The organism is Bradyrhizobium erythrophlei, from assembly GCF_900142985.1.
GTDB lineage: Bacteria > Pseudomonadota > Alphaproteobacteria > Rhizobiales > Xanthobacteraceae > Bradyrhizobium > Bradyrhizobium erythrophlei_B.
Genome location: NZ_LT670849.1, coordinates 4,713,127 through 4,735,318, shown reverse-complemented (window position 1 = coordinate 4,735,318; position 22,192 = coordinate 4,713,127). Strand labels below are relative to the sequence as shown.

Here is a 22,192-nt window from a genome sequence, read left to right as displayed (position 1 = left end):
TCGCCAAGCACCTGCCAGGCACCGCACCGCTCAAGCATCACCATCAGCCGGAAACAAAACGACACGCTCGTTGGCTATTTCGGCGTGCTCCTTTTGTAAAAACTAACATCTGCTGGATTCGGCTAGCCGTTAGCGCTGCTCTCGCAAGGTTGTGAGGTGCACGGTAAGAAAAACTTAGTTTCTCACCCCGCAATCTCGATTATGAAAAACACACCCTCAATTGCACTCGCGTCGCGGCTGGCTATCAGCTACCGCGCAGTCGGCGACCTCGTTCCCGATCCACGTAACGCCCGTACCCATCCGAAGCGCCAGATCGATCAGATCAAAGCATCAATCGAAGCGTTCGGGTTTACCAATCCGATCCTTGCTGATCCCGACGGCCATATCATCGCCGGCCATGGCAGGCTTCAGGCCGCGCGGGCGTTGGGGCTTACTGAGGTTCCAACCATCATCCTGCCGGGACTCTCAGACACCCAGAAGCGAGCGCTTCGGATCGCCGATAATAAGATTGCGCTCAATGCCGGCTGGGATCTGGAAATCCTGCAGCTGGAACTGGGCGAACTCGCTTCGATTGAAATCGATATTGATCCCACGCTGACCGGCTTTTCGACGGGCGAGATCGATGTCATTCTCTCGTCGGCCGCCGATCCCGATGACGAAGTTATCCCACCGGTTCCTGCAACGCCACGAACGAAGCCAGGCGATATCTGGATTCTCGGAAATCACCGGGTGGGATGTGGCGACGGTCGCGATGACGAATTTCTGCGGCGGGTCATCGGCGATGGGGCGCGTGTCGATGCGGCTTTCCTCGATCCTCCCTACAATGTCCGGATTGGGGGGCATGCGGTGTCCGCCGGAAGCCATCGCGAGTTTGCGATGGCCTCGGGTGAGATGAGCGGGGCGGAGTTCCGTTCCTTCCTTACTGACACGCTGAGCGCAGCTGCACGCTTCTCGCGCGATGGCGCGGTCCACTTCGTCTGCATGGACTGGCGCCACATGGACGACGTCTCGGCAGTTGGCCGCACGGTCTATGGTGGGCTTTTAAACTTGTGCATCTGGAACAAGTCCAACGCTGGGATGGGATCGTTGTACCGGTCCAAGCATGAACTCGTCTTTGTCTACCGGGTAGGAACGGCGCCCCATCTCAACATGGTCGAACTCGGTAAGCATGGCCGCAACCGCACCAATGTCTGGGACTATGCTTCGGTAAATTCCATGCGAGGGAGCCGACGAGAGGATTTGGCCTTGCATCCGACGGTCAAGCCGACGGGACTGGTCGCCGACGCCATCCAGGATGTAACCCGGCACGGCGATCTTGTGCTGGACCTCTTTCTGGGTTCCGGAACCACGCTCATGGCAGCCGAAAGGACCGGACGGCGCTTCCGCGGGCTCGATATCGATCCGGCCTACGTCGATGTGGCGATCGAACGCTGGTCAGCGCGGACGGGTCTCGAGCCGCGTCTTGAGGAGCCGGCGTCATGAGCGATAAGTCCCGCTCCCGTGCCGCACCGAACCCGGGCTGGTTCCCGAAGGGCCGCAGCGGCAATCTCAAAGGACGCCCAACCTCGTCTCATGTTCCAAAATCCTCCGCGTTCGAGGTTTTGGTAGAAAAGACCATCACCGTAGCTGACCGCGGCGCCACGCGGGAGATAACGATGGAGGAAGCGCTACAGCAGCGGACCTATCGCGATGCGCTGGCAGGCAAACGCATGGCCCAGCGCGAAGTTCTGAAATGGATCATGAAGCGCGAGGCCTGGCTGGCGAAGCAGACGCCGAAAGCTTCGCCACGCCCGATCACACATCACATCTCGCCCGATCCCGACAACGCGGATGACGCTCTCCTGCTTCTCGGGATCGCCGCGCTCGACCCAGCGCGCGCGGACATTGGCGCCGATCGGGCGCAGCTTCTGCTTGAGCCTTGGGCAGTTCAGACGGCTCTGCGCCGCAGGCGAGGCGGTGATCGCCTGACCGACAGCGAACGTGATGAGATACGCCGCTGCACGCGCGATCGGGACAGTCTGCGCTGGCCACGGGAGACATGATGTCGGAGGACGGTTTGCCAGACAATTCCGAGCAAGGAGACGTTGGATATCGCAAGCCGCCAAGAGCGAGGCGTTTTGCAAAGGGCCAGAGCGGCAATCCGACCGGTCGTCCCCGCGGGCGTCATCGCCAAGCGCCTTATGAGGCCGTTCTAGGCCAGACAGTGAAAATCCGCGAGGACGGAGCCGAGCGCCGGGTGACGGCAGCCGAGGCCTTCCTTCTCCAGCTCACAAAACGCGGGCTAGAAGGCGACGATGCCGCAGCCCGTGCATCCCTAGCCGTGATCGAGGAAGCCAGGGAGCGCCGAGGCGCAGGCCAGTCTCGGATCAGCGCGATCGTGCACGTGTGTGTGGCGCCCGGAAGCGTCACACCTGCGCTTGAGCCGCTGCGAATGGCGAGGAAACTCGATCCCTACCGCGAGACTGCACGAATGGCCCTCGAACCGTGGCTCGTCGAGGCAGCGTTGGCCCGCCTCTCCCGGCCACTCAGTCTCACCGATCAGCGAATCGTCGTGAAGGCCACTCGCACACCTCACAAGGTCAGATGGCCCAAATGGTGGACCGAAAATCCATAATCCGAAAGTTGGCCGCGACTTGTCCGCTTCGCCCCCAATAGCCGACATCATCGGCTAGATCAGGCATGTCGGAAAAGTGCGGAGGGCTCAACCGGTCGGCGCAACACTCTAGTCTTTTAGCAAAGATGGAGTGTGAACATGAAGCGGCGACCTCGCATCCATTATTCTGCGGCTTTGCGGTCTGAGATCTGGGATCGGTGGCAGGCTGGCGAGCCGATGAGTTCGATCGGACGTCGATTTGACCGGGATTCTTCGTCAGTCTTTTCAGTGATTTCGCCAACCGGTGGCATTCGTCCACCAGATCGGCGCCGTGGCAAACGGGCGCTCAGTCTTTCTGAACGAGAGGAGATTTCTCGGTGGCTCAGCATGCGCCGCTCGTTGCGATCGATCGCGCGCCACTTGGGACGATCGGCATCGACCGTCAGTCGCGAAGTCAACCGCAACGGAGGAACGGACCGCTACCGGGCTGCTGGATCAGATCAGGCCGCGTGGGATCGGGCGCGGCGCCCCAAGCTTTGCAAGCTGGCTTGCCACCCGTTCTTGAGGCGAACAGTATCAATCGGGCTGCGGCGACAATGGTCGCCGGAACAAATAGCTGGCTGGCTCAAGCGCACATATCCGGAGGAGCCACAAAAGCAAGTGTCACACGAAACGATCTATCGCAGCCTGTTCATTCAGGCGCGCGGCGTGTTGAAAAAAGAGTTGCTTGAGCACCTGAGAGCAAAACGCACGATCCGCCGTTCCAGGTACGCCAGCCTGAAACGGAACGGGCTCGGCCAGATCAAGGATGCCGTATCCATCAGAGAACGACCAGCATCTGTTGAAGATCGTGCGGTCCCAGGCCACTGGGAAGGCGACCTGATCGGCGGATCGAGGAACAGCTATGTCGCAACACTTGTCGAGCGCCATTCGCGCTACGTGATGCTGGTCAAGGTTGCGAACAAGGACACCGAAAGCGTCGTCTCGGCGCTCATCAAGCAATCGCAGCGACTGCCCAGCGAACTTTACCGGTCGCTGACCTGGGACAGAGGCAAAGAGCTCGCCGATCATCAGCGCCTGACATTAGCCACCGAGGTCGACGTCTACTTCTGTGACCCTCGCTGTCCCTGGCAGCGCGGGTCAAACGAAAACACCAACAGATTGCTGCGCCAGTATCTTCCGCGTGGCACCAATCTATCCGTGCATAGCCAGGCCAAGCTCAGCGCAATCGCAAGGCAGCTCAATGAAAGACCTCGAAAGACCTTGCTCTATCAGACTCCAGCTGAGAAGTTCGCAGAATGTGTTGCAGCGATCGGTTGAACCCGCCGCCAAACTCAGACATCGAGCAATTCATTCAATCACTTCATCGGCACGGCCGAGTATCGGCAGCGGTACCGAGATTCCAAGCGCTTTAGCGGTTTTTAGATTTATGATCAGCTCCACTTTTGTTGCCTGTTGAACCGGCAGGTCGGCGGGCTTTTCGCCCTTGAGGATTCGCCCCGTATAGATTCCGGCGAGGCGATATGAGTCCGTAATGTCCGATCCATAACTCAGCAGACCCCCGGCCGTAGCGAATTCGCGCGCTGTATGAATGGTAGGAATCGCGTGGCGGACTGCCAGTTCCGCGAGTTGTTTGCTATGGCTGCTGAAGAAAGCACCCGCACTGATCACAAGAGCGGATGCTTGCAAAGCGACCAGCTTGGCAAAGATTGAATCAAGCTCGCGTTCGGTTCCAGCATTAAGGACATGGACTTCTAACGCGAACGTGCGAGCCGCCGACAGAACCTCCCTTTCTTGGGGCTCGGCGGCAGCAGGTTCATTCGGGTTGATGAGCAGACCTATGACGCGCGCCGAGGGGATCAACTCGTGCAGCAATTCCAGTCCCTTCGCTGTTACCTCGACAGCCAATGAAGCCGCGCCGGTCACGTTGCCGCCCGGCCTATTGAGACCGGCGACCAGGCCGAGTCGAATTGGATCGCCGCCCGTTTCAAAGACGATTGGAATGCTCGAAGTCGCGGCCTTCGCCGCAAGGGCTGCCGGAGTGCTGGTCGCCGCAATCACAGTCACCTGGCTTTGAACCAGATCAGCCGCCATCGCCGGGAGCCGCTCATTGTGGCCCTCCGCCCAACGGTATTGGATAACAACGTTTCGGCCGTCCACATAACCGGCTTCGCCCAAACCTTTGAGGAACGCCGACAATGGCCGGGGATAGCCCTGTGGCGAGGCCGCATTAAGAAATCCAACCACCGGCATTGTCGACTGCTGTGCGCGGACAGTAACCGGCCAAGCCGCTGTCGCGCCGCCGACAAGCATGATGAACTCACGCCGCTTCATGCCAACCCTCAGGGATCAGGCTGTCGCAGTGTAGCGGTAAACTCCATGCTCGGAAGGCGTTGGGGGTGGTCCGATGAAATATTTTCTCGGCGATGTCCGCTCAGCAGCAATACCGGCAGTCAGCGTTCGCAATTGTGAGGTCCGATTTACCCCCGGAAGCAGACCCAGCTCGGGCATGGCGGCATGTCCGTTCGGTGCCATTAGCGGGCATTCACGTCGCGAAAGTCGAGAAGGCATTTCTGCGCGATCTATGTCGCAGGCACATCCGCAGGCGTCATCGCAAAGGCGAGTTTGTAGCGACCCATCGTGGATTTTTCGTGGGCGCCCAACAGATGCAGTGCTTGGGATGAGAACTCGTCCGCAATCACTTTTTGCACGACTTCCGGGTCATAACCCGAGAGCAGAACAATCCAGTCGGCAGCTGCGTCTGATCCTCGGATCTGCTGCTCGGTTGTTGGCGAGTTTGTCTTTGGCGTATCGGTGATCAAGAGATGCGCCCCCACCAGACCGGGTTTCGAAGCCAACTCCTGAAGCCGATGACCGAGCGCTGCGTGCAATGGCGCCGCTTTCCCCGATTGGGACGAAAGCCTGATGGTCGCCAGCGACGTAGCGACGCCACCGCCAAAGCTCGCCGCTACCCGACATTGGCTGCGCACCATATTCAGGTGATGCGGCATCATCTTCGTCGACCAGGGAGTCGGCGCGTTTAGCTTGTCCAGATATCCCTTGGACGTCAGGACTTCGTATTTCTCCAGCTCGTAGAGCACGAAAAACCCTTCGGTATCGAGCGTGCTCGTCCAACGCGATCCGCGCCGGAACCCCGGGATGCTCATCCGCTCCGGAAAATGTTCATGCGAATGCCAGTCGCCGAACTCCGCGCGTTGGTCGGGACGGATGTTCCACCACATGGCCACCGCAGCCTTACCCAGAAGCGACATATCTATCTCTGCCTTTCCTTTGAATCAGTGAGCGGTCTGCACCCCACGGGCGAAAGCTTTGGCGGTGAAAGTTCGCGCGCTGTCAACGCTCGGATACCTATTGTTAGTTGCAATATCACCTAGTAAATTATAAAACACCAGTTGATTTTACTTTCACCAGATGATTAGACCCGACCTCACGAAGTCGCTGCCCGCCGGCAGGACAGGAGGAGACATTCATGACGGGAACGATTTTGGTCCTGAACGGACCGAACCTGAACCTGCTTGGCGTGCGCGAGCCTGAAATCTACGGACGCGACACACTCGAAGACATCAAGAAGAGATGCGTCGAGCAAGGAAGGAAGCATGGCCTCGAGGTCGACTTCCGCCAATCGAATTCCGAAGCGGCGTTGATCGATTGGTTGCACGAAGCGCGCGGCACCAGGATCGGCGTTGCGATCAACCCGGCTGGATTTTCGTTCCATTCGATAGCGCTGCTTGATGCCTTGAAGATGTTCGACGGGCCGAAGGTCGAGGTCCACATCACCAACATCCACAAGCGCGAGCCCATGTATCAGAAGTCGCTGATGTCACATGGCGTCACGGGGGTGATCGCGGGCCTCGGGGCTACCGGCTACGTGTTGGCGATCGACGCGCTCGCGGATCTCGCAAAGGCCGGCAAGGCCTGATCGATAAGAACAGGGAGGGTAAGATGATGCTCAACCGCAGGCAATTCGGCAATACCGCGCTCGGCTCCATGGCGGCCATCTGGGCAGCGCCCGCGATCGCACAAGGAGGCAAAATCAACCTCAAGGTCGGCGGACAGTTTGCCGACAGCCATCCCTCGTCGAAGGCGATGGAGGCAGCCTGCGCCGAAATCCGACAACAGTCGAACGACCGCATTGATATCCAGTTTTTTCCGAACGCCCAGCTCGGGTCGGACGCGGCCATGCTGACCCAGGTGCGCTCAGGCGCCATCGACATGATGACCGCGTCCGGCATTTCGATGCAGGTTGTCTCGCCAATCGCCGGCATCAGCGGGATGGCGTTTGCATTCAGCGACTATGCTCACGTCTGGCAGGCGATGGATGGCGACCTCGGAGCCGCCATCCGCGCCGGGCTGGACAAGGTGGGCATCTATGCCTTCCCCAGGATTCTCGACAGCGGCTATCGCAACATCACCACAAGCAACCGTCCGATCGCTTCCGTCGACGATCTGAAGGGCATGAAGATGCGTGTCCCGCCAAGCCCGGTCTGGGTCTCGCTTTTCACGGCATTGGGCGCCTCGCCGACTTCGATCACCATCAACGAACTGTATTCCGCGCTCCAGACCAGGATTGTCGATGGACAGGAGAATCCGCTCACGATCATCGAGTCGGGCAAATACTACGAAGTCCAGAAATACTGCTCCATCACGGAACACATGTGGGATGGCCTGTGGATCATCGCCAACGGCAAGCGGATCAAGTCGCTTGCCGCGGACGATCTCGCTCTGATCACGAAGTCCTTCGAAACGGCTACGGTCAAGCAACGGACAGAGACCGAGCGGCTTAACGTCGATCTCGAGAGCAGTCTCAAGGCGAAGGGGCTCGTGTTCAATCGTCCCGACAAGGCGCAATTCCGGCAGTTGCTGACCAAGGCCGGATTCTACGCCGACTGGAAGCAGAAATACGGCCCGGAAGCCTGGGCCGTGCTGGAAAAGTATTCCGGGAGTCTCGCCTGAACCGCATCATGATGGCCACCGCAGCAGCATCAGGTAGTCCTCCGATCCCCTCGGAGGTCGCTCCGCAAACCCGCTCCGGTGGCGCGCTGCGAAAAATCGATCGCGCGCTGGGGATCATCATCGCCGTGCCGACGGCGGTCCTGGTCATCGTCGAAGTGTTCGTGCTGCTCGGCGGCGTCGCGTCCCGATATGTGTTCCATCATCCGATCATCTGGTCGGATGAACTGGCGTCGACCTTGTTTCTCTGGCTAGCGATGCTGGGATCTGCGATAGCTCTGCACCGCTCCGAACACATGCGTATGACGGCGCTCGTGGGCATGCTCTCGCCGCCGATGCGAGCTACCCTGGACGTGGTCGCGATCGTCGCGGGGCTGTCGTTCTTGCTGCTAATTCTCCCATCTGCATACGATTTCGCTGCGGACGAACTGCCTGTCACAACACCGGCGATGGAAATTTCAGACGCCTGGCGCGCAACCGCGCTGCCCGTCGGCTTCGCGGTCATGACGGCGGTCGGCGTCGTAAGGCTGCTCGCCGTGGGCAATTGGCGCCACGTGATGGGCGCGTTGATTGTCACCGCTGTAATGGTGGGCGGACTATGCCTGCAGCAACCTACTTTGGAGAACCTCGGCAATCTCAATCTCCTGATCTTCTTCGTCGGCATCGTGGCCTGCCTGGTCTTCGCAGGCGTACCGATTGCGTTCGCCTTTGGGCTTGCCACGTTCGGCTATCAGGCTCTGACCACGCAAACCCCCATTGTCGTGGTCGTCGGGCGGATCGAAGAAGGCATCTCCAATCTCATCCTGCTGTCCGTTCCGCTGTTCGTCTTCCTCGGACTTCTGATCGAAATGACGGGAATGGCGCGGGCCATGATCAATTTTCTGGCCAGTTTGCTCGCGCACGTGCGAGGCGGTCTTTCCTACGTGTTGATCGGCGCGATGTATCTGGTCTCTGGCATCTCCGGATCGAAAGCGGCCGACATGGCCGCAATCGCACCTGCTCTCTTTCCGGAGATGAAGGCTCGGGGATCGAAGCCGGGGGAACTGGTCGCGCTCCTATCTGCCACCGGCGCACAGACGGAAACGATCCCTCCTAGCCTCGTTCTAATTACAATCGGATCGGTCACCGGCGTTTCGATCGCAGCGCTGTTCACGGGAGGACTGCTGCCAGGCATCGTCGTCGGCGCTATCCTCTGCGTCGTCGTGTGGCGCCGGAATCGCAGCGAGGATCTTTCGCACGTGTCTCGGGCATCCATGCGAGAAATCGGTAGGACCTTCGTCATCGCGCTGCCCGCCATCGCCCTTCCGTTCATCATCCGCGGCGCGGTGATCGAGGGAGTAGCGACCGCGACCGAGGTATCTACGATCGGAATTGCATATGCCGCGCTCGCGGGCCTTCTGATCTACCGCCGGTTTGACTGGCAGCGGATCTACCCGATGTTGGTCGAGACCGCAGCTCTATCGGGCGCGATCCTTCTTATCATCGGCGCCGCGACCGGCATGGCCTGGTCGCTGACGCAATCCGGCTTCTCGCGCGATCTCGCTCGAGCGATGGCAGGCCTGCCCGGCGGCGTTCCGACATTTCTCCTGGTTTCGATCGCGGCGTTCGTAGTGCTGGGTAGCGTGCTCGAGGGTATTCCGGCCGTCGTACTGTTCGGCCCGCTGCTGTTTCCGATCGCCAGGCAGGTCGGCGTGCACGAAGTGCACTACGCTATGGTCATCATCCTCGCGATGGGTGTCGGGTTGTTCGCGCCACCTTTCGGCGTCGGCTACTATGCCGCCTGTGCAATCAGCAAGGTGCATCCGGACGAAGGACTCAAGCCGATCGCCGGGTACATTGTCGCCCTCCTGATCGGGCTGCTGCTGGTGGCCTTCGTGCCCTGGATCTCGATCGGATTTCTCTAGAACGAGGTGCCATGCTGTTAGCCAACGATCGTCATTGGGACAGCGAGACGGATCTCCTGGTGGTCGGAGCCGGCGCAGCCGGCATGACGGCTGCGCTCGTCGGTGCCCTCGAAGGATTGAATGTCATTCTCTGCGAGAAGTCCGAAAAGGTCGGCGGCACGACGGCAACTTCCGCCGGATCGGTCTGGATCCCGGGAAGCCATCAGAGCGAGAGGGCCGGCGTCCCTGACTCGATCGCCGCTGCGAAGATCTATCTCGGCGGGATGCTGGGCGGGGACATGGGCGACGAACGATTGTCGGCGTTCCTCGCCTCGGGTCCGGTTGTGCTGGACTACCTCGAACGGAGGAGCAGCGTCGTCTTCACGTCACCACCGGTTCACCCGGATTACCGGAATTTACCCGGAGCGGCCGTCGGTGGGCGCGCGCTCGGCGCAGTACATTTCGACGGAAGACAGCTCGGCTGCGACTTCGATCGCGTACGTCCGCCACGTCGCGAGTTCATGGTGCTTGGTGGCATGATGGTCGGAAAGTACGACATCGAGCCTCTAGTTTCGCCGCTCCGGACGTGGAGCAACTTCCGACATGTCGTCAAGCTGATCGGCAGGCACGTATGGGACCGTCTCTCCTTCACGCGCGGGACACGTCTGATCATGGGCAACGCGTTGGTCGGACGACTGCTCAACGACCTCAGGCGATTGTCGGTCGAAATCCGATACGGGACCGCGCTCACGGAATTGGTCCGCATCGGCGACAGGATCGTGGGCGCCGTCCTGTCGACGCCTGCTGGCGACGTGAGAGTGCGCGCGCGAAATGGTGTCGTGCTGGCGACCGGAGGGATCGGCTGGAACGAGGAATTGCGCAATCGCTTCCTTCCCGAAAGCGCTCGCCGTTACTCGCTCGCTCCGGAATCTAACACCGGCGATGGCATCCTCGCCGGCGAGCGCGCATCCGGAGAAATCGACCGCAAGTTACAGAGTCCCGCGCTCTGGATGCCTTGCTCGGTGATGAAACAGCTCGACGGCCACCTCTCTGTCTTTCCGCACATCATGCTGGATCGCGCGAAGCCGGGACTGCTAGCCGTCGATGCAAGCGGTCGGCGTTTCGTCAATGAGGCCGATTCCTACCACGACTTCGTAGAGGCAATGCTCCGGTCGGACCGGTCGCCTGCAAGCGTGCCATCGTACCTTGTCTGCGACCGGAGTTTTATCGACGATTACGGAGTCGGCTTGGTTCATCCCGGCACCCGCGATCTGCGCCGCTTTATCGAGGCTGGGTATCTGATCGAGGGTGACACGATCGCGGGTCTCGCGACGAAGATCGGCGTGAACGGTGAAGCCCTTTCACGGACAATCGAGCGTTACAACAGCTATGCCGAGACCGGTGTCGACGAGGAGTTCGGCCGCGGAACGAGCGCGCTTAATCAGTTCAACGGCGACCCATTGAACAAGCCGAATCCATGCCTGAGGAAGATTGGTCTCGGTCCCTATTGCGCCGTCGCAGTTTGGCCCGCCGATCTCGCGAGCAGCGCGGGGTTACGCACCGACTCCCGCGGCCGCGTACTGCGGTCTGATGGGGCACCACTCCGGGGGCTTTACGCGGCCGGTACCGATGCTGCCTCCATCTTCAGAGGAACGTATCCAGGGCCGGGAACGATGATCGGGCCCGCGATCGTCTTCGCCTGGCGCGCGGCAATGGATGCCGCGGGCGCTTTGGACAACTACCAGATACCGACTGATTGAGGCGCATAGTTCCGTCAAAAGTGCTAAATTTGCTACGACCGAGAGATCAAAACGTGCTGACCAAGACACAGACGACAGAAACCATCGGCGAATCCGCCTACCGGCGTATCCGCTCCGACATCATTTTCGGTGCCCTCGCTCCGGGCCAAAAGCTGAGGCTTGAGCGGGTCAGCGAGAGCTATGGCACTTCGATCCCCACCCTCCGTGAACTGCTGACCCGGATGTGCGCAGAAGGCCTGATCGTCGCCGAAGGCCAGCGTGGATTTGAGGTCGCGCCGGTCTCGGCGGCAGACTTCAGGCAGGTCGCCGAACTGCGCCTCCTTCTCGAAAATCACGCACTCGAACAGTCGTTCGCCGCCGGCGATCTGGACTGGGAAGGCCGCGTGGTTTCTGCCCACCATAAGCTGGGTGTGATGGAAAAGCGCATGCTCGAAGGGCAGCGGCAGGACCAGGAACTCTGGAAGCAGTGCGACTGGGGTTTTCACCATTCGCTGATCTCGGCCTGCGGCTCTGATGTCCTTCTTGCCGCCCACGCAGCCGCATACGACCGCTATCTCCGCTATCAGATGATCGCCATTGTGTTTCGCGGGGAGATTGCCGCGCGCGAGCATCAGGCTCTGTTGGAGGCGGCGCTCGTTCGCGACTGGAATCAGGCACAAAAGATTATGGTCTCGCACATCCGTGGCTGTGTGGAGCACGCGTTGAAGGAAGATAATGCCGGCCTCCTTGGAGGCCAGGCAACGTTCCCTCATCAAGAAAGCGAACAAGGCGTCTCTAAGCTCGGGCCGGAGCGGAAATTACCAAAGAAGCCGACGAAATTGGCTGCCGCTGCGCGCCGCAAAGCTCGAGGCAGATAGGATAACGAGCTCCCAGATTCGAATAGCTTACCGAAACTCGCCGGAGACCCCACAAATGTCCGCCCAGGGGTCATCAACGGAAGTGGGTTCGGCGAGAGTGAGATGTCTGCTTTCACCCGGATAGTGTTGCAAAAGTCGAAAGTTGCAGCGGTTCAAATTTTTGGCGAAAACCTGAAGCGCAAGGAGGTCGATGATTCGCATAGTCTCAGTCGCGCTGCCGAAGTCGCCGACGAATTTGTCGCAAGGCGACGAGGTCCCTCAGATCATTACACGAATAACGCGCCAGCGGCCCTGAGAAATTTTGCATTTCCTGCAAAACGACTTTTGCAACACTATCACCCGAACAGCGGACATCGCGAGCGCGACCGGACATGTCCGCTAAGTGCGCCAAAAGGCGACATCCGTAGAGCGCTCACCGAAGCGGCATGACAAAGGTGAATTTGGTTTCCTCAGGCGTCGAGGTCACGGTCAGCACACCGTCATGGGCTTTTGCAATTTGAGAGGCAATGTGCAGACCGAGCCCCAGTCCCTGCCGGCTGGCGCGCACTTCGCCCCGGAAGAAGGGTTCGAACAGTTTTTCCATCGCAGCCTGGGGAATGGGCTCGCCGCCGTTCGCGACGGAAAACTTGAACAGCCCCTCCTCCGTCTCCGCGCGCACCCGCACGGGCTGGCTGGCCGTTCCATGACTGATGGCATTTCCAACGAGATTGGAAACGAGTTGCCCAATGCGGGTTCTGTCGCAATCCACCGGACTGTCGATGGCATATTCGGCTTCGATCTGGCGGCCCGGCGAAGACAGCCGCAGTTCATCGATCACCTGATGCAGCACGGGCTCCAGCGGTTTGCGGGCGTTGCGATCAAGCGTGATGCCTCCGCCAAGCCGCCCGCGCGCGAAATCGAGCACGTTGTCGATCAGCTCCGCCATGCGCATGACGGTGGTCTGCAACATCGCAACGACCTGATGCGCTTTTTCCGTCTTCGCGTCGCGGCCCAGGATGCGTACCCCTGCGCTGATCGACGCCAGCGGATTGCGAAGATCATGGCCGAGGACGGCAATAAATTGCTCGCGCAACTCGGACGTCTCGCGTTCGCTCGCCAGACTCGTCTTTGCAGCTTCACGCGCCGACAAAAGCTCCTGTTCGTAACGCCGCCGGTCGGTGGCCTTTAACAAGGCCAGCCGGGTGAACAACGGCTTGCCGGCGGCATCCCGGCCTTCCAGCGCGTTGCAGATCATCTGCATTGGCTCGCCCGTCGCCGTCACCATGTCGATCGCGAATTCGTTGAAAAATCCCTGCATTCGCAGCAGCGGCGCGATATGGGTTTCGTAAAAGATTCGTCCCGCCATATTGAGGAAATCGCTGAACCGCTTGCCGGTCATTTCATCGGCCGTCCGGCCGATCCATCTCAGCAGGGTCTTGTTCACGCCCGCGATGCGGCCGTTGGTTTCCAGCGTAATGTACCCGCAGGGTGAATTCTCGAACATGTCCTCGAAATCATCGATGCGGGGCTCGGGCACGAAAGGCTCAGACGAATGTTCGCATCGCGGCGATAACCTCGTCGGGTGCACTTAGATTGGGGCAATGGCCGGTTGCCTCAAGGATGATGATCTCGCTGTCCGGTATGCCGCGATGGATGAACTCGCCGACCTCCTTTGAAGCGATGATGTCTTCACTGCACTGAAGGATGAGCGTCGGGATCTCGACCTTGGCGAGGTCGCCGCGGTTGTCGGACTTGAACGTGACCCGCGCAAAGGCTCTGGCTATTTCGGGATCGGTCCGGCAAAAGCTATTGGTCAATTCCTCGCCGAGTTCGGGACGATCCGGATTACCCATGATCGCCGGCGCCATCTGCGCGGACCAGCCCATATGATTCGCTTCCAGAAACTGCAAGAGCTCTTCGATCTGCTGTTCGCTGAAGCCGCCGACGTAGTCGCCATCGTCAATGTAGCGGGCCGAAGGCCCGACCAGGACCAGCTTTCCGAATATTCCCGGCGCCTTTTGCGCAGCCAAAACGCCGATCATGCTGCTGACGGAATGGCCGACGAAGACAGCATCCTTCAAGCCAAGTTCACGGCCGATTTCCACCACGTCGTCGGCGTAACCTTCCAGTGTCGAGTATTTGGTTTTGTCGTAGGCCTTGAGGTCGGAGGCGCCGGCGCCAACGTGGTCGAACAAGACTGTCCTAAATTCACCTTCAAAGGCGGGTTCCACGAACCGCCACATGTTCTGATCGCAACCGAACCCATGGGCAAATATCATGGTCCGGTCGGCTGATCCGCGAACGTTGACATTATTTCGCTCAATTACGCCCACGATGGAACTCTCAAAGGGTTGTCAATGACATTATCACCTTGCCAGTTTTCCTGGCGATAGGAAACCAAAGTCCGCTAATGGGATGGTCCGGCCGTGCTCCTGCCACGCCCGCGATAAGCTGAGCAGGGGCACCAAGACAAGGAGCACACGCCATGTCGAAAACACTCAACTCAGCGATCGCCGTAATCGGTATCGATATTGGCAAGAACTCGTTCCATGTTGTCGGCCACGATGAGCACGGCGCGATTGTGCTACGTCAGAAGTGGTCGCGTGGGCGATGCCAGCCAGCGGACTCAGGTTTACCGCCTTTCGAATTAGACGATGCTCACATCGCCGAAGCCACTTCCCGGGCGGCGGTGAAAATAGTCTTAGAGCGAACTGCCTTGAAAAAGGATGATCGACTTGCCGACTTCCTAACCGATGCCTATGCAACCGTTGGCATCGCATACCATCGCGCCGCTGGCGCCTACACGATGGACCAAGAAATGCAGGAATTGGGCACTGCTGCCGTTCATCTCCTCACGATCGCGACCTCTTACATTGATGCGCAAAAACAAGAGGGGACTGTTAGATGATGGTCGCTGCGTCTGGTTAATTGATGTCGGAATGAATAAACACCAACAGCAGATCTTTTAAACCTTCACCTCTTGGTACTTAGTTCAGCCATTTCTCTCGAATAATTTCCAAACATAGCGATCCGCTTGCCTGTGAATTCAAAGATAACACCTGGAAATTCAACGGGCGACTTCATCGTCGCAATCCTTTGAGCGAATTCAAACGCAAATTGCATGTTGGCGTGTGCCATTTCCATCAGCTTTGCTTGATAAGCTCCCGCGTTGGCAGTGGCTAAGGAAACGCTAACCAGTTTCTTTGCCTCGCTATCCGTCACTGTCTGTTCGCAGTCATCTTGCAAGGCTGTCACGGTCTGATTGTAGTCATCTTGTAAGGCCGTCACCGGATTCTCAAGAGCCTCTTGTTGCCCGTCGACAGGCTTTGGGGACGATTCAGTCGCGCCTTCCCCAGCCGAGCGGATACGGCCGTCTTTGGGACTTCTAACAATAGTCTGAGCGGCGCGTTGGGCCTTCGCGGATATTTTGGGGTGGCCAGCGTGCTTTAACGCCGTTGCCGGCTTACGTTTGCTCATCTGAAACTCCAAGGGACGATCGGGTCGGCCAAAAGGTCCTCCCCTGCAGTGACAACATGCTGTGCGGGCTAACGTTCCAACCGGACGTTATCTCCAAGTTTAGGTTCCTGGTGGTTCGCCATGTGGCGCGCAACATGAAACGCAATGCTTTGGAACCAGCGGCGGCTGAGGGTCGGTGTCTCACGTACCTGAAGGCCGTTGAACTACTTCCGTCGCCGCCGCCTTCGCTTCAGCGCACGGTCTGTGTGCTTTGTCTTAATTTAGGCTTGCCTAGCCGCTTAGCATTTTTGGCTACATGCCGTCGGTATCGTTGAACTATTTCATCGCCCGAAGCACCCGCTCGGGCTTCAGTGACGAGAAGAAGCTCTCCATCGCCGCATTGTCCCAGACGTTGCCGAATCGGCTCATGCTGCAGACGATGCCGCTGTCCGCCATCAGCTGTTGGAACTGCTCGCTGGTGTACTGGCTGCCTTGATCGGAGTGATGCAATAGCTCCTTGGGCTTGCCGCGTCGGTCGCCGATGCCGCCACCGCCTTTCGGCCGGATGGGGTCCGCGACCTCCTTCGGGTCACCGCGGCGACGGCAATCGGCATGAATGCTTTGAAGCCAATTATGCACTTTCAAGTTTCAATGCCGAGGATGTGGCCGGACAGTATCGAGAGGCTCGCGGGCAGTTACGAAAAGGGCGTGGAAGAAACCGTGACCACCTTCAAGGATTCAGACAAGGGACACGCCGCGTGAATTTAAAGGGGTGGCGGGGGACCGCAAAGGCCGACATGGCGGCGGCATCAAGCTGCTTGCCCACCAGCGTGATGAACTCGCGTAGCTTCATTCGATCACCTCGTCGGCGCGGGCGAGCAGGGTCGGCGGGATTTCGATGCCCAGTGCCTTTGCGGTCTTGAGGTTGATGACAAGTTGAAACTTCGTCGGTTGTTGGATCGGCAGATCGGCAGGCAGTGCGCCCCTTAGTATCTTCCCGGCGTAAACGCCGGCCCGCCGATAGGCATCGGCGATATCTGGATCATAACTTATGAGTCCACCGGCGGTCGTAAATTCGCGAAACTGATAGATTGCTGGGATCGCTGTTGCGGCTACTAGTGCAACGAGCTCGTCGCGATTCACGTCAAAGAGCGGATCGCTGCCGACCAGCAATGCATCTACCTTTGTCCTGCGCAAGCGTTGCGAACGCACCTTCAATTCCCTTCACATCGAACGGTGTCTACCATCGCTTGTGCCAGCGCACAGGCGTCCTCAACCTCGCTAAATTGCTTTCTAAACACGGGTAACCTTTCCCCGCGCGATTTTCTTGCGCAGGATGAACCGAAGGCGGTGGGGAGATCAGTGTCAATGGTCTCAGGCCACTTTAGGTCCGTCGTTAGACAGGGTCATTATTGAGCTAAATTGATCACTCGGCCGGTGTCGATGGGAGCGGCAGACCGTTGGAAATGTCCGAATCGGGTCAAAAAAACGGTCCTGACGCCTTGAAATGGGATTTCTGTTTTACCCCCGAGAGCAGACATCGGTCAGGCTACGCCGCCGATTGCGATGTCATCGTCTGCTTCGGTTCAGCATAGCTCGCCGAGTGGACTTGAAATCCGGTGCCGTGTTGTCTTTTTCCCGTCTTTTAGTCACCAACCTCAGCCAGCCTGGACACCTTTGGTAGACCATGCTGCTTTTTGCCAGGTTCTTTTTTAGAAGTCTTTTTGACGTCGGCGATGGCACGATCCGGGCTGCCTTCAAGCTGCGCCATTAGTTTTTCTATGATGGTGTCGCGAGACTTCTTGCTCGGCGAATACCCCCGAATCGTTATCTCCATCTTGTCCTTGTTGGCGTGGTACTCGTGATCGATCTTCGGCTTTTTAGGCATTTTGAATGTCCGCCCGTTGCTACCTTAAAATTAGCATTAGTGAATTCCTTCACTCCTTCGTTTTGTTGGCGCTCAGGATCGTCGGCATGGAACTGCTCGCGTTCCCGGTGCTCGCCAGCTCGGCTGCGTGTTGCGTGAGAGTCAACCACGAATAGCGCAACGATCAACTCAGACGTATGATCACGCCTTCGTCGTCGGTGAGTTTCACCAGTGGCCGCGTCGCCGACCCCAATACCCGCCGCCACCGAACAACAGCACCACGACAACAATAATCAAGATCAATTCCATCGGAATTCTCCGCTGACGCCGACGGGTATCCGCTGGCTGCCAAAAAAACAACGGCGCCTCACGGCTATCGTTCCCGCGTCGCCCAACTTGCGTCCTGCGATGTGAGCAATTTTGCTCAGGCTTCTTACTTCTTACAAATTGAAGTAGAGCATAGACGCCAGCAACGTCGAAAAGACGCATAGTCCAAGGGTGGCGATTTTTAAAACTAAGATGACTGCCATAGCGCCTCCTAGCAGCTAGCTACTTCGGCGGCTGTAGTCCTGCCGAGCGCAGCCATTCGCTTATGTGTGAGCCAGTTTCAGCCTGCCGGGCACGCCGCATAAGTCGCTCGCGTTCTATGCCATGAGGCGTACCCTGAGCTTCCTTTCGAAGCTTCACAGCCTCTTCGGCAAGGCGCGCTTCAAGTGTCACGGTCGCAGCGATGAGGCAATCTGCCGGCGATTATTCCGCTCTGGGCCGGGCGGTAACGACCGAGCAAACCGGAGCACTTGGCGACGCATCTCGATAAGTTCCGGCATGGCATAGAGACGCGGCGGCGAGGCATTTCGGTTGGCCTGGGGCATGATGCTCCCCTCGGATACGCAGTGACGATACCGATCATGCGGCGTCGCAAATCGAATCCGATGTTCAATATTGCTCACTTCTCAAAAATTAACGATTCAAATTAGGCCACAGCGTATTTCAAACTAGGCCACAGGCCCGTTCCCTCCGCCGAGGGCGAACGGATTTGGCAACCCAGAACGCTTGCCGGCCCTTGTGGTCGGCTTCGATCGAAGGGCGTTCAAGTGAACAAGCTTCTCAAATTTGGCATCGCAAACGTTTTCCTCGTTGCTGGGCAACTTGAGTTAGCTATGGCACAAAACAATAATCCTCCAAACGGATCACCAGTCTCGGCCGCCGACGAAGCGGCGATCCACGCAATCGTTGACCGTCAAACGGACGCTTGCTTTTTACTTCGTAGTCAATACTCGGCTGAGAGTGCGATTCAGCTAATCGAGGACCAGAGGAGTGCCACAACGGTAACAGCCATCAGCGCTGTGCCAGCCCATCCAAAGAAGGTGAGTGTCGGGCGGGCGCTGAAACGGCCCATCACCGAAAGGCGCGTAACGACCACCATCATGACCGTCATGATTGGAACAGCGACAATACCATTGAGCACGGCGCTCCAAATCAGCATTTGTATGGGATCGATTGGCGTATAACCGAGCGCGAGTCCCACCACCGTGGCGGCGGCAATGATACTGTAAAACCCGACAGCATCCGGCGCTTTCGCCTCTAGAGTGGCGTGCCAGCCGAATGCCTCGGAAACGCAATACGCTGCCGAGCCGGCTAGCACCGGGACCGCAAGCAGTCCCGTACCGACAATCCCGAGCGCAAACAAAACGAAGGTCAAATCACCGGCAAGTGGCCGCAGGGCCTCAGCCGCCTCCGCCGCGCTGTGGATCTTGGTCACGCCGCCGGCATTGAGCACGGCGGCCGTGGTTAGAATAATAAAGAAAGCGATGATGTTCGAAAACGCCATGCCCACGCTGGTGTCCAACGCGATGCGCTGAATTTCAGATTCGCCACCATGCAATAGCTCCTTTAGAGGGCGCCGTTCTTTTAACGGGCGCCGCGGCCGATTTTGCTTCATCTCCTCGACCTCCTGGGATGCCTGCCAGAAAAAGAGGTAAGGACTGATGGTTGTCCCGAGCACCGCAACAACCATGAGCAGATAATCGCGGTTAACCTCGGCAGCCGGCCACACTGCGCGCACAAACGCTTTGCCCCACGGAATGTGGACGGTGAATGCGGTGGCAACGTAAAAGAATAATACCAAGGTGAGAAACTTCAGGGCGGGCGCATAACGCCGGTACCGCACAAACACCTGCAGCAGCACTGAGGTTGCCGCGAAAATCAAGGCGTGCTCGTGGTCAAGGCCGCCGGTCACGAGCGAGAGCGCTTCGCCCATCGCAGCGAGGTCCGCCGCGATGTTGAACGTGTTGGCTATCACCAGCATGGATACGAGAGATATGACCAGCCAGCGCGGAGCGAAGTCTTTTACATTGGCGATGATACCTTTTCCCGTCACTCGGCCGATTTGAGCGCTGACAAGCTGGATTGCGATCATGAATGGTGTCGTCAGAAAAACTGTCCACAGCAGGCCATAACCAAATTGCGCGCCGGCCTGGGAATAGGTCGCGATGCCGGACGGATCGTCGTCGGCGGCCCCCGTGACCAGCCCGGGTCCGAGCAGCCGCAACAATATATTTGGACGTTTATCGGGTGTTTTGCTGAGCCCATTCTCGGAGGAATTCATGGCTTAAGCTTCAAATAATGGTTTGCGAATTACAAGATCTTTGTACTCCGAAACCGACCTTCGCCGTTCGGTGAGCGGAGATAGGCATGCTCGATGCCGGGATCGCTCCGGATTTCGCTTGAGGCCGGGTGGAACGCGTGATGGTGGCCTATGCTCTTAACGATGGAGCGGATGATCCAGCGGCGGCGGCGCAGACTCGGTCACTCGAAAACGGTGAGTGGTCAATATTGACCACATGCGCACGTAAGCCGGCAGCAAATCCGAAGGGGCACCTAGCCGTTCTGAAACGGAAAATTTTCAAGCCGCCGATCTAGTTCAAGTCAGCGTAGAAGTCGCGCTTAGATCGCGACCTAAAAAAAGCGCTCGCTGGAATTGCACTTCGCGCATTCGAAAGTGCGCACATCGTTCTCTTCGACATATACGGGTTGACGAGTCATTTGATCCGCCATGGCTTTCGGATGCAACTCGGATCGGGAAAGTTGCAGCCGCCACTCTTCGCCCGAATAAGCCCAGACACCGCGCCTAAAATCGCATTACGACATAATTTCTTTTCCCGGAACGATACGGAGGAATGAACCTTACCTAACGGCTTAACCATCCGAGGCAATCCAATGAACATTCTACCCGTCGACCGCGCGCTGAGCATATACGGAACTCTAGCAGACCGTTCTGAGGCGAATGGCGCCCGCGAACGGCTTTCCAGACATCTGATGAAAATATACACGGAGGGCGAAAAGGACGAACACCGCTTGACGGTAGAGGGGCTGTCGTTCCTTCGCGAGCTCGATCAGGAAATCGACTCTAGAAACTAGGGCAGTACTTTGCCCTTTTGGGCATGCCGCTGCGTCCGCAGGGAGTCTCGGCGCGCTATTCTCGCTTTGGCGGCGCGGACGGCTTCCGCCCTTGTCCGCTGCCGTTTCGGTTGGGGCGGCTTCGCCGCCTTTCCCGCGGTTGGCATCATAGGCAGCCCTTGTGTCGGCAATATCGAGCCGTGCTCGATGGGTTGCATTCTCATTGGGCCGGTGGGGGTTGGTTTGCTTTTTGGCATCCTAAACACGACGAGTAGATCGATTGCGAACAGCTGTGGAAAGAGGTCCTTTCGAGCCGCCCTCTTTTTTCAACAACCCGCACGAAGAGACGTTCCTTTATCAAGTGGCGATGTTTCAAACGGCTTCAGCCCCTGTGGTCATCATCATCGAAGTAAAGCCTGCCGGGTCCACCAGCCTGTGGCCGTCTTTGATATCGAAATAATAATGCGGCATCGGCCACCTCCAACTGAGTCAATGTTTGTTAAGCGTTCCTTGGCGAAGTTTATCCGCCTTAGTTGGTGGTCAGCTTTAGACCTTCGAGAATGAGCTTCATGTGGACGTGATCGCCTCGGGGGAAAAACGATCGGCAAAGTCGATCATCCGATCTCGATGGCAAGGACAAGATCAAGCTGACAAAGAGCGATGCTCCCGACGGGAAACACCACCTCATTCCTGTGGGATGGGCTGATCAGGTCGACCAGCACGTCCACCTCAACAAGGCGTCAAAAGATGTGAAAGCGCAGTGGAGCGAGGCCACGCAAGTCGGATTCGGATATGCGGCTGCGACTTGCAGGCGTGAACCCAAACTTAGATGCGGCCCGACTCGAGCGGGATGCGGTCCACGGCCTCACAGGATCATCAGGCGACTTGCCCGACCTTATTCAAGGAAAGTATCCGCCTTTTCTTCGGGATTGTTGGTCCCGTCACTCTGGCGCAGTTCGCGCTCGGCTTCATACCAGAATGCGTCTTCGTGACCTGCGGGCCGGCCGGCCGTCTCCCATAGTTGGTGGGCGCGGGTGCGGATCTGCTCAATGGTCGGGACGCTCATCTTCGGACCTACAAGCCTTCATGGCCGAAGTCACAACGTCGGCTGCCGCAACTTGTTCCCTTGCGAACAAGAACCCCTGGACCGTTCGCGCATTGAACCCACCATCGGCCAAAGCCCAAACCCCAATTCATTTCCTTTAGAACCCGCCAATGTGGGCCGTCGGAGCGATTCATCTGCGGGCAATAGAGGCGCCAGGTTGGGCTGGCTTGACTTTCGCTGGAACCATCCGCTGCCTTCGGCGATTGCCATTGCAAGTTCCGGAGAATGCCATGTCCCAGCATTTGAGCAGCGCGCGGCTAACACGGGGGGTTATAGGCGCGCTTTTCACGATGATAATGTTCACGACTGCGCTCTTCGCAGC

Annotated in this window: 18 protein-coding genes and 4 pseudogenes; 12 read left to right on the top strand and 10 right to left on the bottom strand. The window is 58.3% G+C overall.

Going from position 1 to position 22,192, the window contains the following annotated elements:
- The first annotated feature begins 156 nt into the window (after positions 1 to 156).
- From BUA38_RS22445 to BUA38_RS22430, 4 genes are all read left to right on the top strand, one after another.
- Entirely contained in the window at positions 157 to 1,482 is a 1,326-nt protein-coding gene (locus BUA38_RS22445; RefSeq protein WP_244553022.1) for a site-specific DNA-methyltransferase, read from the top strand.
- A complete protein-coding gene (locus tag BUA38_RS22440; RefSeq protein ID WP_072821290.1) occupies positions 1,479 to 2,042 on the top strand; it encodes a DUF5681 domain-containing protein in 564 nt (187 codons plus the stop codon). Before BUA38_RS22445 ends, BUA38_RS22440 begins: the two co-directional genes overlap by 4 nt.
- Positions 2,039 to 2,614 carry a DUF5681 domain-containing protein gene (locus BUA38_RS38220; protein WP_072821288.1) on the top strand — a complete coding sequence of 192 codons (576 nt, stop codon included), beginning with the start codon at positions 2,039 to 2,041 and terminating at the stop codon, positions 2,612 to 2,614. The genes BUA38_RS22440 and BUA38_RS38220 overlap by 4 nt, the downstream gene beginning before the upstream one ends.
- 138 nt (positions 2,615 to 2,752) lie before the next feature.
- Positions 2,753 to 3,913 (top strand): IS30 family transposase, encoded by a 1,161-nt coding sequence (locus tag BUA38_RS22430; protein ID WP_072821286.1) that lies wholly within the window; start codon positions 2,753 to 2,755, stop codon positions 3,911 to 3,913.
- 30 nt (positions 3,914 to 3,943) lie between these two features.
- Here the strand turns inward: BUA38_RS22430 and BUA38_RS22425 are convergent, their stop codons facing one another.
- Complete coding sequence (locus tag BUA38_RS22425; protein WP_072821284.1) at positions 3,944 to 4,927, bottom strand: ABC transporter substrate-binding protein; 984 nt, start codon at positions 4,925 to 4,927, stop codon at positions 3,944 to 3,946.
- Positions 4,928 to 5,175: 248 nt separating this feature from the next.
- On the bottom strand, positions 5,176 to 5,865 hold the full coding sequence (locus BUA38_RS22420) for a hypothetical protein (protein WP_072821282.1): 690 nt from the start codon (positions 5,863 to 5,865) through the stop codon (positions 5,176 to 5,178).
- 218 nt (positions 5,866 to 6,083) lie between these two features.
- On the opposite strand from BUA38_RS22420, the gene BUA38_RS22415 reads away from it, so the two are divergent.
- From BUA38_RS22415 to BUA38_RS36975, 6 genes and pseudogenes are all read left to right on the top strand, one after another.
- Positions 6,084 to 6,533, top strand: coding sequence for a type II 3-dehydroquinate dehydratase (locus tag BUA38_RS22415; RefSeq protein WP_072821280.1), 450 nt, complete (start codon positions 6,084 to 6,086; stop codon positions 6,531 to 6,533).
- Between the two features lie 23 nt (positions 6,534 to 6,556).
- On the top strand, positions 6,557 to 7,567 hold the full coding sequence (locus tag BUA38_RS22410; protein ID WP_072821278.1) for a TRAP transporter substrate-binding protein: 1,011 nt from the start codon (positions 6,557 to 6,559) through the stop codon (positions 7,565 to 7,567).
- Positions 7,568 to 7,578: 11 nt separating this feature from the next.
- Positions 7,579 to 9,468: a TRAP transporter large permease subunit gene (locus BUA38_RS22405; RefSeq protein WP_083588043.1), complete on the top strand. Its 1,890-nt coding sequence runs from the start codon at positions 7,579 to 7,581 to the stop codon at positions 9,466 to 9,468.
- A gap of 11 nt (positions 9,469 to 9,479) precedes the next feature.
- Complete coding sequence (locus tag BUA38_RS22400) at positions 9,480 to 11,207, top strand: FAD-dependent oxidoreductase (protein ID WP_072821276.1); 1,728 nt, start codon at positions 9,480 to 9,482, stop codon at positions 11,205 to 11,207.
- A gap of 56 nt (positions 11,208 to 11,263) precedes the next feature.
- Positions 11,264 to 11,911, top strand: a pseudogene (locus BUA38_RS22395) (GntR family transcriptional regulator); the annotation flags it as partial.
- Positions 11,912 to 12,166: 255 nt separating this feature from the next.
- Positions 12,167 to 12,493: a hypothetical protein gene (locus tag BUA38_RS36975; RefSeq protein ID WP_156898659.1), complete on the top strand. Its 327-nt coding sequence runs from the start codon at positions 12,167 to 12,169 to the stop codon at positions 12,491 to 12,493.
- Here BUA38_RS36975 and BUA38_RS22390 read toward each other — a convergent pair.
- On the bottom strand, positions 12,477 to 13,547 hold the full coding sequence (locus BUA38_RS22390) for a PAS domain-containing sensor histidine kinase (protein WP_072826324.1): 1,071 nt from the start codon (positions 13,545 to 13,547) through the stop codon (positions 12,477 to 12,479). The two genes, BUA38_RS36975 and BUA38_RS22390, sit on opposite strands and share 17 nt — an antisense overlap.
- A gap of 40 nt (positions 13,548 to 13,587) precedes the next feature.
- On the bottom strand, positions 13,588 to 14,376 hold the full coding sequence (locus tag BUA38_RS22385; protein ID WP_072821272.1) for an alpha/beta fold hydrolase: 789 nt from the start codon (positions 14,374 to 14,376) through the stop codon (positions 13,588 to 13,590).
- A gap of 152 nt (positions 14,377 to 14,528) precedes the next feature.
- Here BUA38_RS22385 and BUA38_RS38215 point away from each other — a divergent pair.
- Positions 14,529 to 14,684, top strand: a pseudogene (locus tag BUA38_RS38215) (IS110 family transposase); the annotation flags it as partial.
- Positions 14,685 to 15,016: 332 nt separating this feature from the next.
- Here BUA38_RS38215 and BUA38_RS22375 read toward each other — a convergent pair.
- The 5 genes and pseudogenes from BUA38_RS22375 to BUA38_RS22345 form a co-directional block, all read right to left on the bottom strand.
- A complete protein-coding gene (locus BUA38_RS22375; RefSeq protein ID WP_072821269.1) occupies positions 15,017 to 15,520 on the bottom strand; it encodes a phasin family protein in 504 nt (167 codons plus the stop codon).
- A gap of 327 nt (positions 15,521 to 15,847) precedes the next feature.
- Positions 15,848 to 16,033, bottom strand: a pseudogene (locus BUA38_RS22370) (IS3 family transposase); the annotation flags it as partial.
- Positions 16,034 to 16,348: 315 nt separating this feature from the next.
- Positions 16,349 to 16,711, bottom strand: coding sequence for an ABC transporter substrate binding protein (locus tag BUA38_RS22360; protein ID WP_172806074.1), 363 nt, complete (start codon positions 16,709 to 16,711; stop codon positions 16,349 to 16,351).
- Between the two features lie 433 nt (positions 16,712 to 17,144).
- A complete protein-coding gene (locus tag BUA38_RS22355) occupies positions 17,145 to 17,387 on the bottom strand; it encodes a hypothetical protein (RefSeq protein WP_072821265.1) in 243 nt (80 codons plus the stop codon).
- 1,273 nt (positions 17,388 to 18,660) lie between these two features.
- Entirely contained in the window at positions 18,661 to 19,974 is a 1,314-nt protein-coding gene (locus BUA38_RS22345) for an NRAMP family divalent metal transporter (protein WP_072821261.1), read from the bottom strand.
- A 1,432-nt stretch (positions 19,975 to 21,406) separates the two neighbouring features.
- Here BUA38_RS22345 and BUA38_RS38820 point away from each other — a divergent pair.
- Positions 21,407 to 21,460 (top strand): annotated as a pseudogene (locus BUA38_RS38820) (DUF2171 domain-containing protein); the annotation flags it as partial.
- Between the two features lie 200 nt (positions 21,461 to 21,660).
- Here the strand turns inward: BUA38_RS38820 and BUA38_RS38200 are convergent.
- Positions 21,661 to 21,831: a DUF2934 domain-containing protein gene (locus BUA38_RS38200; protein WP_072821255.1), complete on the bottom strand. Its 171-nt coding sequence runs from the start codon at positions 21,829 to 21,831 to the stop codon at positions 21,661 to 21,663.
- Positions 21,832 to 22,192: the final 361 nt, after the last annotated feature.

Coding starts and splice junctions, on each gene's coding strand:
- BUA38_RS22440 (WP_072821290.1), top strand. CDS start 1,479: ATGAGCGATAAGTCCCGCTCCCGTGCCGCACCGAACCCGGGCTGGTTC.
- BUA38_RS38220 (WP_072821288.1), top strand. CDS start 2,039: ATGATGTCGGAGGACGGTTTGCCAGACAATTCCGAGCAAGGAGACGTT.
- BUA38_RS22430 (WP_072821286.1), top strand. CDS start 2,753: ATGAAGCGGCGACCTCGCATCCATTATTCTGCGGCTTTGCGGTCTGAG.
- BUA38_RS22425 (WP_072821284.1), bottom strand. CDS start 4,927: ATGAAGCGGCGTGAGTTCATCATGCTTGTCGGCGGCGCGACAGCGGCT.
- BUA38_RS22420 (WP_072821282.1), bottom strand. CDS start 5,865: ATGTCGCTTCTGGGTAAGGCTGCGGTGGCCATGTGGTGGAACATCCGT.
- BUA38_RS22415 (WP_072821280.1), top strand. CDS start 6,084: ATGACGGGAACGATTTTGGTCCTGAACGGACCGAACCTGAACCTGCTT.
- BUA38_RS22410 (WP_072821278.1), top strand. CDS start 6,557: ATGATGCTCAACCGCAGGCAATTCGGCAATACCGCGCTCGGCTCCATG.
- BUA38_RS22405 (WP_083588043.1), top strand. CDS start 7,579: ATGGCCACCGCAGCAGCATCAGGTAGTCCTCCGATCCCCTCGGAGGTC.
- BUA38_RS22400 (WP_072821276.1), top strand. CDS start 9,480: ATGCTGTTAGCCAACGATCGTCATTGGGACAGCGAGACGGATCTCCTG.
- BUA38_RS36975 (WP_156898659.1), top strand. CDS start 12,167: ATGTCTGCTTTCACCCGGATAGTGTTGCAAAAGTCGAAAGTTGCAGCG.
- BUA38_RS22390 (WP_072826324.1), bottom strand. CDS start 13,547: ATGTTCGAGAATTCACCCTGCGGGTACATTACGCTGGAAACCAACGGC.
- BUA38_RS22375 (WP_072821269.1), bottom strand. CDS start 15,520: ATGAGCAAACGTAAGCCGGCAACGGCGTTAAAGCACGCTGGCCACCCC.
- BUA38_RS22355 (WP_072821265.1), bottom strand. CDS start 17,387: ATGCCTAAAAAGCCGAAGATCGATCACGAGTACCACGCCAACAAGGAC.
- BUA38_RS22345 (WP_072821261.1), bottom strand. CDS start 19,974: ATGAATTCCTCCGAGAATGGGCTCAGCAAAACACCCGATAAACGTCCA.
- BUA38_RS38200 (WP_072821255.1), bottom strand. CDS start 21,831: ATGAGCGTCCCGACCATTGAGCAGATCCGCACCCGCGCCCACCAACTA.